The organism is Staphylococcus sp. NRL 16/872, assembly GCF_022815905.2.
Taxonomy (GTDB): Bacteria; Bacillota; Bacilli; order Staphylococcales; family Staphylococcaceae; genus Staphylococcus.
In genome coordinates this window covers 1,179,580-1,193,168 of the sequence record NZ_CP119327.1, presented here as the reverse complement: position 1 = coordinate 1,193,168, position 13,589 = coordinate 1,179,580, and the positions used below count along the sequence as shown (strand labels likewise).

General features: G+C 32.7%; 9 protein-coding genes. 1 reads left to right on the top strand and 8 read right to left on the bottom strand.

Annotated elements, in window-relative coordinates:
- Positions 1 to 50: 50 nt before the first annotated feature.
- Complete coding sequence (locus tag MT340_RS06015) at positions 51 to 1,169, bottom strand: citrate synthase (protein WP_243589177.1); 1,119 nt, start codon at positions 1,167 to 1,169, stop codon at positions 51 to 53.
- 347 nt (positions 1,170 to 1,516) lie between these two features.
- On the opposite strand from MT340_RS06015, the gene MT340_RS06010 reads away from it, so the two are divergent.
- Complete coding sequence (locus tag MT340_RS06010; RefSeq protein ID WP_243603671.1) at positions 1,517 to 2,878, top strand: amino acid permease; 1,362 nt, start codon at positions 1,517 to 1,519, stop codon at positions 2,876 to 2,878.
- A gap of 230 nt (positions 2,879 to 3,108) precedes the next feature.
- On the opposite strand, the gene pyk is transcribed toward MT340_RS06010, so the two are convergent.
- The 7 genes from pyk to MT340_RS05975 form a co-directional block, all read right to left on the bottom strand.
- Positions 3,109 to 4,869 (bottom strand): pyruvate kinase, encoded by a 1,761-nt coding sequence (gene pyk / locus MT340_RS06005; protein WP_243589175.1) that lies wholly within the window; start codon positions 4,867 to 4,869, stop codon positions 3,109 to 3,111.
- A 17-nt stretch (positions 4,870 to 4,886) separates the two neighbouring features.
- Positions 4,887 to 5,855: a 6-phosphofructokinase gene (pfkA, locus tag MT340_RS06000; RefSeq protein ID WP_243589174.1), complete on the bottom strand. Its 969-nt coding sequence runs from the start codon at positions 5,853 to 5,855 to the stop codon at positions 4,887 to 4,889.
- Positions 5,856 to 6,028: 173 nt separating this feature from the next.
- Positions 6,029 to 6,976 carry an acetyl-CoA carboxylase carboxyltransferase subunit alpha gene (locus tag MT340_RS05995; protein ID WP_243589173.1) on the bottom strand — a complete coding sequence of 316 codons (948 nt, stop codon included), beginning with the start codon at positions 6,974 to 6,976 and terminating at the stop codon, positions 6,029 to 6,031.
- A complete protein-coding gene (gene accD / locus MT340_RS05990; protein ID WP_243589172.1) occupies positions 6,969 to 7,835 on the bottom strand; it encodes an acetyl-CoA carboxylase, carboxyltransferase subunit beta in 867 nt (288 codons plus the stop codon). Before accD ends, MT340_RS05995 begins: the two co-directional genes overlap by 8 nt.
- Before the next feature lie 150 nt (positions 7,836 to 7,985).
- Entirely contained in the window at positions 7,986 to 9,215 is a 1,230-nt protein-coding gene (gene ystJ / locus MT340_RS05985) for an NADP-dependent malic enzyme (protein WP_243603670.1), read from the bottom strand.
- Positions 9,216 to 9,372: 157 nt separating this feature from the next.
- Positions 9,373 to 12,570, bottom strand: a complete 3,198-nt coding sequence (locus MT340_RS05980) for a DNA polymerase III subunit alpha (RefSeq protein ID WP_243589170.1) — start codon at positions 12,568 to 12,570, stop codon at positions 9,373 to 9,375.
- A gap of 18 nt (positions 12,571 to 12,588) precedes the next feature.
- Positions 12,589 to 13,527: a DHH family phosphoesterase gene (locus MT340_RS05975; protein ID WP_243589169.1), complete on the bottom strand. Its 939-nt coding sequence runs from the start codon at positions 13,525 to 13,527 to the stop codon at positions 12,589 to 12,591.
- Positions 13,528 to 13,589 lie beyond the last annotated feature (62 nt).

The following is a 13,589-nucleotide window of genomic DNA, read 5'->3' as shown; positions in this document are numbered from 1 at the left end:
TTTTAACCTCCAAGTTTAACTATGTTTAAAACTCATTAACTAATTAAAACTTATCTTTCTTCTATTGGTAGATATTTACGATCTTTTTCACCAATATATTTTGCACGTGGTCTCATAATTCTATTATCACGATATTGTTCTAAAATATGAGCAGTCCAGCCAGAAGTACGACTTACTGCGAAAATTGGTGTGAATAAATTATGTGGAATATCCATACTATGATATACAGTTGCACTGAAGAAGTCTACATTAGGAATAATACCTTTTTCTTCACGCATACGTTTTTCGATAGCAATAGAAATGTCATATAATTCGCTTCTTCCAGTTTCAGAAGTAATTTTACGACTCATTTCACGTAAATATTTAGCACGTGGATCTCCATCTTTATATACACGATGACCAAAGCCCATAATTTTCTCTTTGTTTTTGAATTTTTCATCTAAATAAGCATCTACTTCATCCACTGATTTAACATCAGATAACATATTCATAACTTGTTCGTTGGCGCCACCGTGTAAAGGCCCTTTTAATGAACCAACTGCTGCTGCGATCCCTGAATACATATCAGATAAAGAAGAAACTGCACAACGAGCTGTAAATGCTGAGGCGTTAAGTTCATGGTCTGCATGTAAAACTAATGCCTTATTAAATGCCTCAACCTCTGTGTCAGTTGGTAATTCTCCTCTTAACATATATAGGAAGTTTGCAGCATAACTTAACTCTGGGTTAGGCTTTACTGGCTCTTTACCGTTTCGTACACGTGCAAATGCAGTAACTAATGATGCAATCTTAGCTTGAATGCGGATTGCTCTTTCTTTTCTATTTTCTTCTGTTTCATCCTCAGCATCAGGATCAAAATGTGCAATGTAAGAAACTGATGTACGTAAAGCAGTCATTGGATGTACATTATCAGTTGCATATTCTTCAAAGTGTTTATACACTCTTGGGTTCAATGTCATATATTTATTTAATTTTTCTTTTAATGTATCTAATTCGTCTTGAGTAGGTAATTTATAATTCCATAAAAGGAAGATAACTTCTTCGAATTGCGCATGTTCTGCTAAATCGTCAATGTCATAACCCGCATATGTTAATTGACTCTCAATAATTGAACTGATTTTAGTTTCAGCTGCAATTACCCCTTCTAAACCTTTTTGTAATTCTGCCATAAGCAATTCCCCTTTTCTTTAACTTAATGTAATGGCTTTCATCATCATTATAGCTAATTGTCTAAATTTTGTGAATGAATATATACCCCGCTTTCTATGTTGAACCGTTAATTACATTACATCATCTAGTGAGTATATCTATTACATTACCCGTTATTATTGGCTTTGTAGATAATTTAATAATGCAATTAGTAAGAAAATATTGAAATTTCAATTTTTTTATCATGAATGATTACAATTTATTAACTAAATATTAAAGGAATTTTTAGAGAAATTTATAAAAGTAATTGTCGAATTGGTTATATAAGTGCATAATAAATATTAATTAAATGTAAGGGAGTTGTCTTATGGCTGAAGAAAAATTACAAAGAGGGTTAAGTAATCGTCATGTGCAATTAATTGCTATTGGCGGCGCAATTGGTACAGGGTTATTTTTAGGAGCTGGACAAACAATAGCAATGACTGGTCCTTCTATTTTATTCACCTATATTATTATAGGCTTCATGTTATTCATGTTCATGAGAGGTCTCGGAGAAATTATGATTCAGAACACTCGTTTCCACTCTTTTGCAGACGTGACTAATGAATACATAGGACCCTTTGCTGGCTTTGTAACTGGTTGGACGTATTGGTTATGTTGGATTATTACTGGAATGGCAGAAGTTACAGCAGTTGCTAAATATGTAAGTTTCTGGTTCCCTAATATTCCGAACTGGATTTCAGCATTATTTTGTGTACTAATATTAATGGCATTTAACTTATTAAGTGCTAAATTATTCGGTGAATTAGAATTCTGGTTCGCGATTATCAAAATTGTTACTATCATCGCTTTAATAGTAGTAGGTTTAATAATGGTGTTATTCGCGTTCAATACACAATTTGGACATGCAAGTTTCACTAACTTATATAAACATGGCATCTTTGCAGATGGTGCTTCTGGTTTCTTTATGTCATTCCAAATGGCACTATTCTCATTCGTAGGTATTGAAATGATTGGTGTTACAGCAGGAGAAGCAAAAGATCCAGAGAAAACTATTCCAAAAGCAATTAATGCAGTACCATTAAGAATTTTAGTATTCTACGTAGGTGCGTTAGCAGTTATCATGTCAATTATTCCGTGGGATAAAGTTGATCCAAATGAAAGTCCATTTGTACGATTATTCTCATTAATTGGTATTCCATTTGCTGCAGGTTTAATTAACTTCGTAGTATTAACAGCAGCAGCTTCATCTTGTAACAGTGGTATCTTCTCAAATAGTCGTATGCTATTTGGATTATCTGAACAAGACCAAGCTCCACCTTCTTTTAGAAAAACAAATAAAAACGGTGTACCACATATTGCGATAATTGTATCATCAGCATTATTATTAGTTACAGCTTTACTAAATTACATCTTCCCTGATGCTACTTTAGTATTTACTTATGTAACAACGATTTCAACTGTATTATTTATTATCGTGTGGGCATTAATTATTATCGCTTATATTAACTATCATAGAAAAAATCCTGAACTACATAAAAAAGTTGATTATAAGCTTCCTGGTGGTAAATATATGGCATATGCGATTCTAGTGTTCTTTATCTTAGTTTTCTGTTTATTATTTGTAAATGAAACTACTAGAAATGCAATTTTCTTAACACCATTATGGTTTATCATTTTAGGTTTAATGTACTTAAGATATAAAAACGTAGCTAAAAGAACTAAATAATTTAATTGCTCATAAACCTTAACTTATCCACTGTGGGTAAGTTAAGGTTTTTATTATGCACGGATTTTACACTATGATTTTTTACTAATTATTCAATATTAAAATATATAATTCCCATTTACGTTTAATTTCTTTAAATATGAAAAATAGGCTAAACCATTCATTTAAAATGGTTTAGCCTATTGTATTTATTAGAAAATTTTATAAATAATATAACTTTAACTATTTAATTATAAGACGTTAGCATAGCCTTCAAAGATTTTACCTTGTGCAGCATCTACTGTAACTAAAATATCATCTTTGAATTCTTTAGTAGCATGTTCAACACCAATCACAGTAGGAATACCTTTTTCAAGTCCTATAATCGCACTTGGAGATGTAATACCATTTTCTTCTGTGATTAAGCCTACAGCTTTTTCAACATATGGCACTAAAGTTTCATCTACAGAATTAGTAACAATGATAGATTCACTTAAATCTTTATCTTCTAAATCTTGTGCGCTATTCGCAACAATAGTTCTACCAACTACTGATCCGCGACCAACGCCTTGACCCTTAGCGATTTCGTCACCTACTAAATGTAATTTCATCATATTAGTTGTACCTTGTTCACCAGTTGGTACACCTGCAGTAATAATGATTAAGTCACCATTGCTTACTCTTCCAGTTTCAACAGCTGTTGCCACTGCATTGTTTAAAAGATCATCAGTAGTTTTGCGACCTTGTTTAATCACAGGATAAGCGCCCCATACTAATGCTAATTGACGAGCTGTATGTTCGCTAGGTGTAACTGCAATAATATCTGAATGTGGACGGTATTTAGAAATAGTTACTGCTGTAGAACCACTTTCTGTTGCAGCAACAATTGCTTTAACATTTAAGTTTAAAGCTGTGTGCGCAACAGAAACACCAATCGCATTTACAAGAGATGTTTCAACTAATTTAGTACGGTCAGATAATAACTTTTTATAATCTTGAGCTGCTTCAGCAGATACAGCAATATCTCTCATTGTTTTAACCGCTTCTTCAGGATATAAACCTGCAGCAGTTTCACCAGATAACATTACTGCATCAGTACCATCGTAAATTGCATTCGCTACGTCACTTGCTTCAGCTCGTGTAGCACGTGGATTACGTTGCATAGAATCAAGCATTTGAGTTGCAGTAATAACTGGTTTACCAAGTTTATTACATTTTCTAATTAAATCTTTTTGCACAATTGGTACTGATTCAGGTGGAATTTCAACCCCCATGTCACCACGAGCAACCATTAAACCATCAGAAACTTCAAGAATTTCTTCGATATTATCAATACCTTCTTGGTTCTCTATTTTAGGAAAAATTGTAATATTGTGATTATTCTCTCTCTCTAGGATTTCACGGATGTCTAATACGTCACTTGGACGACGTACGAAACTTGCTGCAATATAATCTACATCTTCTTTAATACCAAATAAGATGTCTGCAGCATCTTTATCAGTGATACCTGGTAAATTAACTTTAACACCTGGTAAGTTAACACCTTTTTTATTTTTTAATTCACCTGTATTTAAAATATCACATTTAACTTCGCCTTTATCTTTATCAATGTCTTTAACTTGTAATTCAACTAAACCGTCATCAAGTAAGATATAAGAGCCTACTTCTACGTCGTTAATTAAATCACCGTATGTCACTGAGAATTTCTCAGGTGTTCCTTCTACTTGATTCATACTTACGATAACTTCTTTACCTTTTTCAAGAGTAATTATGCCATCTTTCATATCATGTGTGCGAATTTCAGGTCCTTTAGTATCTAATAGAATTCCAATAGTTTTATCTAATTTGTTAGCTACTTTACGAATGGTATCGATACGCGCTTTGTGTTCTTCATGACTACCATGAGAGAAGTTTAAACGTGCAACGTTCATTCCAGCTTTCATTAATTTTTCTAACATTTCTTCTGACTCTGATGCAGGTCCAATAGTACATACGATTTTAGTCTTTCTCATTATAAAAGCCTCCTAAATTAAATAGATAACTCTTTTGCTAATTCATAAATATCTGTATTAAATTTATGATCATTTTTATTGAAAATGTCTTCGAACGGGGTTGCCGTTAGCTTATTATTCTTAATACCAACGCCTTTACCTGTTTCACCTTTCAATAATAATTCTACAGCATAACCACCTAAGCGTGAAGCAAGTACTCTATCAGTACCTGATGGACTACCGCCACGTTGAATATGGCCTAAAACTGATACACGCGCATCTACATTAATATATTTCATTAATTCATTAGCACATTCTTGTCCAGTCATACAACCTTCGGCTACCATCACTATAGAATGTTTTTTGCCACGCTTAATACCTTTTTCTATTTTTTCAGCAATATCTTTAATATCTGTATGCGCTTCTGGTACTAATATCGTTTCAGCTCCTACTGATAAGCCAGCCCACAGTGCTAAATCCCCACAGTCACGACCCATTACTTCGACAATAAAAGTTCTAGCATGACTTGATGCTGTATCTCGAATTTTATCTACGCAATCAATGATTGTATTTAAAGCAGTATCAAAACCAATCGTGAAATCCGTACCATTAATATCATTATCAATTGTACCCGGAATCCCTATAGTTTTAATATCTTTAGTTTCTTCACTGATACGTTGTGCCCCTCGGTAACTACCATCTCCACCTACTACAACTAAACCTTCAATTCCATGCTTGTGTAAATTCTCTATCCCTTTTTTACGAACACTCGCTTCTTTGAATTGTGGACATCTAGCAGAGTAAAGGAAAGTGCCTCCACGTTGGATAGTGTCTCCAACTGAGCCTAATTCAAGTTTATGAATATCATCGTCTAATAAACCTTGATAACCTTGATAAATTCCATAAACTTCAATATCATTATAAATCGCCTTACGCACTACTGCTCTTACAGCAGCGTTCATGCCTGGTGAATCTCCACCACTTGTTAATACCGCAATTTTCTTCATGACGACATACCCTTTCCTTACTAGAATTATCTTTAGTAATAAATTACCACAATTTTTTTAGGTGTTCCATTAATATAGGTGTATTATATTGATGTAAACGTTTTATATATGAAAATTAACTTATTCAATATAAAAAAACTAGAAACCAAAGTATTGATTTCTAGTTTCTATCATTAATTTTCAATATAAGAACCGATATTTCTAAATTTATTAAATCTATTTTCGACTAATTCCTCAGCGCTTTGTTTATTTAGTTCATCTAAATGTTTAACAAATGCTGTTTTAATTTCTTTCGCCTGCTGTTCGATATTATTATGAGCACCACCAAGTGGTTCATTAATGACTTCATCAATAACTTTTAATTGATATAAATCTTTTGCAGTGATTTTCATTGTTTCAGCAGCCATTTTAGCTAATGAACTATCTTTCCATAATAAGGCTGATGCACCTTCAGGAGAAATAACTGAATACGTACTATTTTCAAGCATTAATATTTTGTTTGAGATTCCAATACCTAGTGCACCACCACTACCGCCTTCACCTATAACAATAGCGATTACCGGAACTTTAAGTGAAGCCATTTCAACTAAATTTCTAGCAATAGATTCACTTTGACCTCTTTCCTCAGCAGCTTTACCTGGATATGCGCCTTTAGTGTCGATAAATGTAAAAATCGGACGATTAAATTTTTCAGCTTGTTTCATTAATCTTAAAGCTTTACGATATCCTTCTGGATGTGCCATACCAAAATTTCTATAAATATTATCTTTGGTGTCTTTCCCACGTTGTTGACCTATCACCGTTACTGCTTGTTCATTTAAATAACCAATACCACCTATCATTGCTGGATCATCTCTGAAATTTCTGTCTCCATGTAACTCAATGAAAGAATCAAAAATATGAGGAATATAATCAAGTGTAGTAGGTCTTTCTTGTAAACGTGCAATTTGTACTCTATCCCACGGTTTTAAATTTGTATAAATCTTCTTAGTTTCTCTTTCAAGTGATGCTTCTAATAAGTCAATTTCATCTTGTAAATCTACATCATTTTTTTCTTGAGATTCTTTTAAAGATTCAATTTTACTTTTTATATCAAATAATGGTTTTTCAAAATCAAGCATTCGGTTTCACCTCTTGGTGCATTTTTAAAATTTGAGCAAGTGTCGCTTTCATTTCTTTACGATGTACAACTTTATCTAATTGACCATGCTCTAATAAAAATTCAGCAGTTTGGAAATCATCTGGTAATTTCTCATTAATTGTTTGCTCAATTACTCTGCGACCAGCAAAGCCAATTAAAGCTTTGGGTTCACTCAAGTTAATATCCCCTACAGAAGCAAAACTTGCTGATACACCACCTGTTGTCGGATGAGTTAAGTAAGAAATATATAGTAATCCAGCATCAGAATGACGTTTTAAAGACACGCTGGTTTTACCCATTTGCATTAATGAAATGATACCTTCTTGCATTCTCGCGCCACCGCTAGCTGAGAATAATATGAATGGCAAACGATGCTCTGTACAGTAATCAATAATACGACAAATTTTTTCACCAACGACAGAACCCATACTACCCATTCTGAAACGTGCGTCCATAACAGCTACGCCATATTTAATGCCTTCTAATTGTGCAGTACCGGTAACGACAGCTTCTTTTAAATCAGTTTTCTTTTGATCTTTTTCAATTTTTTCTTGATACCCAGGGAAATCTAAAGGATTAGCAGATGTCATTCCTTTATCAAATTCTTTAAAGCTGTGTTCATCTGAAATTGCTTCAATTCTTTTATATGCAGGTAATGCAATATGATGATCACAATTAAAGCATACGTTTAGATTTTCTGATAATTCTTTTGTATACATAATTTTTTTACATTTAGGACATTTAGTCATAATCCCTGCAGGTACTTCATTTTGTTTTGAATCTTGTACTGTTAAATATTTCTTTTTCTTACTACTTCTATTAAAAAAGTCTTTAAACATGTGTAAACCTCCACGTAACCTATCAAACAACCATATAGTTTACCAAAATGTTGAATTTGCAATTGTTAAAGCTTGCAAAATATTAGAGAGAAACTATGAACAAATTAAAATTAAGTCATAATTTCTCTGTAAATCTAACAATTTGTGTTATTATTTTAAATCAGTTAATTTCATTGTTTTATCGTACACTTTTTGAGGGTCAACATCAATACGAGCTACGCCTGTTTCCATTGCTGTTTTTGCAACTTCACGTGCAACTGAAGGTGCTACTCTTTTATCGAAAGGTCCAGGAATACAATAATCTGGATTTAATTCATCTTCTTCAATTAAATTAGCAATCGCTTCAACAGCTGCTTTTTTCATATCTTCATTAATATTAGTAGATTCCGTTTCTAATGCACCTCTAAAGATACCTGGGAATGCAAGTACATTATTAATTTGATTTGGGAAATCTGAACGACCAGTACCAATTACTTTAGCGCCAGCTTCTTTAGCGTCATCAGGTTTAATCTCTGGATTGGGGTTAGCCATAGCAAAGATAATAGCATCATCGGCCATAGTCTGTACCATTTCCTTAGATAATAAATCTGCTACGGATACACCGATAAAAACATCTGCATCTTTAATAACATCTTCTAATGAGCCGTCAATTTTATCTTTATTCGTAAATTTAGCAACAAAATCTTTAGTCGCATTCATGCCATAAGAACGTCCTTCATATATAGCACCTTTAGAATCACACATAATCATATTTCTAACACCGTATGCATCTAATAATTTTACGATGGCAATGCCTGCCGCGCCTGCGCCATTAAGTACTACTTTAATATCAGATAAATCTTTATCGACAATTCTTAAAGCATTGATTAAACCCGCCATTGTAACGATGGCAGTACCATGTTGGTCATCATGAAATACTGGAATATTAGCTTCTTTCTTTAATCTTTCTTCGATTTCAAAACAACGTGGCGCTGAAATGTCTTCTAGATTGATGCCACCGTAATTTGGAGAGATTAATTTAACTGTTTTGATAATTTCTTCAGTATCAGTTGTATCTAAGGCAATTGGCACGCCATTAATACCTGCAAAACTTTTAAATAAAACTGCTTTTCCTTCCATAACTGGAATGCTTGCTGCGGCGCCGATATTCCCTAAACCTAATACCGCTGTACCATCTGTTACAACAGCAACTGTATTTCTTTTAATAGTATAGTCATATACAGTACGAGGATCTTCATGAATCTCTTTACAAGGCTCAGCTACACCAGGTGAGTAAGCTAAGCTCAATTCTTCTTTATTCGTTACCTTTACATTAGGCATTATTTCTAATTTACCTTGATTTTCTTTGTGCATTTGTAAAGCGTCATCTCTTAAAGACATCAAATCAGCCCCTGTTAATAATCTGTATTTTAAAACAAAAGTTGTGAACAATCAATTTGTTATATTAACTCAATTGTGTTCATAAAATGAAATTAACTGATGATCTTATCTTATTAATCATCAGTTAACTATATCACAATTTTTTTGCTTGTAAAAGCTATACAATTCTAATATCCCTAGGTTCAAAGAGATTAATAAAATGACTTAAATATTCTCTATCTCTTTTAATAAATCCTAGTGAAGTCGTTTCATTAGATGCTTCATTATAAATCAGTACTTCTATATCATTTTCTTTGTTAAATGAAAGATGTTGTTGTATCTCTTCAAGCTCTTTTACATTTCTAATAATAATTCTCTTTGCTTTTTTTATATGTTTTTCCTCATACTCATTAATAGTAATTAACTGGTTAACAATCAGTTGAATTTGTTCGTTTCTTTTTTCAAATTTACCAGACACAACATAAAGTTCATTTTCTTTTAAATCTGTTTCATAATGTTTAAATTTTTCAGGAAAGATTACTCCATCCATCATATTACGGCCATCATTTAACGTTAAAAAAGCCATATTTCGACCGTTTTTAGTTCGAATTTGCTTAATTCTATCTATTTGAACTAAAATCGGTAGAAAATTCGTGTGATGTTTAAGTGTAAAAATACCTAAGTATTGTTTTTTATTAAATAATTTTTCTACAGGATGATTTGAAATATAAAATCCTAAATATTCTTTCTCATAATTGCTAATCATTTGATCATTGAGTTCCTCTTTGTCTTGATAAGTTTGTTTAGGCGTCAACATATCAAATAAAAAATCATCATGTGCTACATCTGAAACTCCATCTAATACTTGATCAATCGCCGTCAATAATGTAGCCCTTGTCTTGCCAAAAGTATCAAATGCACCTACAAATATTAATGCCTCAAATAATTTACGTGTTTTAATTCGTTTAGGTATTCTTCTAGCAAAGTCAAAAAAGTCTTTAAAATCACCATTTTGATAACGTTCATCTACGATAGATTTAACACTTTGGTAACCTACACCTTTAATTGCACCAAGCGATAAATATATATTAGATTCTGTAGCTTTATAAAACCAATGACTTTTATTAATGTCTGGAGGCAAAATATTTAAGTTTTGACTTTTAGCTTCATCAATAATTGTTGCTGTTTTACTTTCATTACCTACTACATTACTAAGTATATTTGCATAAAAATAATTAGGATAATGTACTTTAAGATAAGACATGATATAGGCAATCTTTGAATAACTAACAGCATGTGCTCTTGGGAAACCATAGTCAGCAAATTTAAGTATCAAATCAAAAATTTGCTTACTAATCTTTTCATCATATCCATTTTGCACTGCGCCGTTTATAAAATTTTGACGTTCATTTTCTAATACTGTCCTATTTTTTTTACTCATTGCTCGGCGCAAAATATCTGCTTGACCGTAACTGAAGCTCGCAAACTTACTAGCGATTTGCATAATTTGCTCTTGATAAATAATGACACCATACGTGCTCTTTAAAATGGGTTCTAAATCAGGATGCAAATATTGAATTTCACTTTGCTTATGCCTTCTTGAAATATATGTAGGTATTTCTTCCATTGGGCCTGGTCTATATAACGAAGTGACTGCGACAATATCCTCAAAATGTTCTGGTTGAAGTCGGATAAGTACTTTTCTAACTCCCTCTGATTCTAATTGAAAGATACCTGTTGTATTTCCATTAGAAAGTAGTGTAAATACTTTTTTATCATCCATAGGAATTTTTTCAATATCAATATCGATATTCATATCTTTCTTAACTTGTGTAACAATTTGATGAATAATTGAAAGATTTCGTAACCCTAAAAAGTCAATCTTCAATAAGCCTAATCGTTCCGCTTCAGTCATCGTCCATTGAGTTAATAAACCTGTATCCCCTGTTGTTAAAGGCACATAATTATAAAGTGGTCTTTCATTGATAATAATCCCTGCTGCATGAGTAGAAGTATGTCTAGGTAATCCTTCTAATTTACGACTGATTTCATACCATTTTTCATGACGGTGATTACGATGAACAAATTGTTTAAAATCATCGTTTTGATATGCAACTTCTAAAGTGATACCCAATCGATGAGGAATAAGTTTAGAAATTTCATTTAAAGTTATATCGTCAAACCCCATGATACGCCCTACATCTCTAGCTACAGCTTTCGCCAACAAATGGCCAAATGTAACAATCCCCGATACATGATGTTCTCCATATTTTTCTTGAACGTAATGTATTACTCTTTCACGTCTAGTATCTTCAAAATCTATGTCAATATCTGGCATCGTTACACGTTCAGGATTTAAGAATCGTTCAAAAAGCAAATGATATTGAATTGGGTTGATCGTAGTAATTCCAAGCAAATAACTTACCAGTGAACCAGCTGAGGATCCTCGACCTGGTCCTACCATAACGTCATGCGTTTTCGCGTAATGAATTAAGTCACTTACAATTAAGAAATAATCTTCAAATCCCATATCCGTTATGATTTCATACTCATGGTTTAAGCGACTCTCATAGCGTTCGTCTTGATGTAAATTAAATTCTTGTAGTTTTTGCTGTAATATTGACCATAAATAGTCTTTAGAGCTTTCGCCAGTAGGAGTCTCAAATTTAGGTAATAAATCTTGATGATATTCAATATTAGCTTTACATTGTTTTGCAAGCTCTGAGGTGTTATTCCAGATTTCATCAGCTAATTGTATCTTTTGTAGTTCTTCTTTGGAGAAAAAATGTTCTTCAATATTTTCAACATCACTTACTAAATCTAACTTCGTATTATTCTTAATGGCCTCTAGAGCAGGTATCGTATCAATATCTTCCGGATTAAGATATCTAGCATTTTTTATCCAAACCACTTTTAAATTATAAAACGATACCTCACTTGTGTGATTAATATATGTTGCTTCATTATTAATAAATTCATTTATAATGCCTTGATGTTCTTTCTTGGCATCTTTAAAAATGATGGCAAGATTCGCACTATATTTGTGTAGCCATTCTAATGGCACAAGATCTTTGTCTTTCATTTTAATGGCAGAAGATAATTGATATAGAGCGGTTAATCCCTCATTATTTCGAGCAAGCAACACAGTTTCAATGGTATATAGGCCATTTGATAGGTGAATCGTCATACCAAATATCGGTTTAATATTATATTCGATGCAAGCATCATAAAATTTAGGGAAGCCATATAAAACATTTGTATCAGTTATCGCTAACGCCTCATAACCATTTTGTTGCGCTTTTTTAACAACATCATCGATTTTTAAACTGGAATATAATAAATCATACGTTGTATGAATATTTAAATGTGCAACCATATATGACTTCCTTTCATTTTATAATTTTTGGCGTAATGCTTCTGCTAACTTGTCAAATTCTTCCCAACTATAAACAGAGACACCTGACGCGTTCGGGTGACCACCTCCACCAAATTGATTTGCTACATCATTAATAACGATGCCTTTAGAACGTACACGACATCTTATTTGATCTCCCTCATCAACAGCAAACACCCAAATTTTTAACCCTTGAATATCAGCTACAGTATTTACAAATTGAGATGCTTCATTTGGTAATAATTGATATTCTTCTAAGATTTCTTTAGTAATTCTCACTTGGCAAAATGCATGATCTTCACTCAACTCAAAGTTTTGGAAGATATAACCTTGGAATGGCATCACTTTAGGATCTTTTTCCGCCATTTTATTTAGTTCTACATTATGATCGAATGGGAATTTTAATAATTGACTCGCTACTTCCATCGTATGTGGTGTTGTATTATTAAACATGAATCTGCCAGTATCGCCTACTATACCTAGATACAAAACACGTGCCACATCAGTATCAATAATATTAACATCATTAAAATGCGTAATAAAATCAAATATTATTTCACTCGTAGAGGACGCTTCAGTATTCACATAATTGATTTCTGCATATTGGTCTATCGCTGGATGGTGGTCAATTTTAATCAATCCTCTACCATCCCCGTATCTTTGGTCATCAATACGTGGAGCATTGGCCGTATCACAAACAATCACTAGCGCCTCTTCGTAAACCTCATCCGCTATTTCATCTAAACTTCCAATAAATTCAAGGGACACTTCAGATTCTCCTACGGCAAAAATGTTTTTTTCTGGAAATTTGTGTTCTAAATATAACTTCAATCCAAGTTGAGAACCATAAGCATCCGGATCTGGACGTACGTGTCTATGAATAATAATCGTTTCCGCTTCTTCAATTTTTCGCATAATTTCATTAAATATTTCTACCATAAATGATTGCTCCTCAAGTTTTATTTTTTTAAAATGTATTCGCAAATACATACCATGACAAT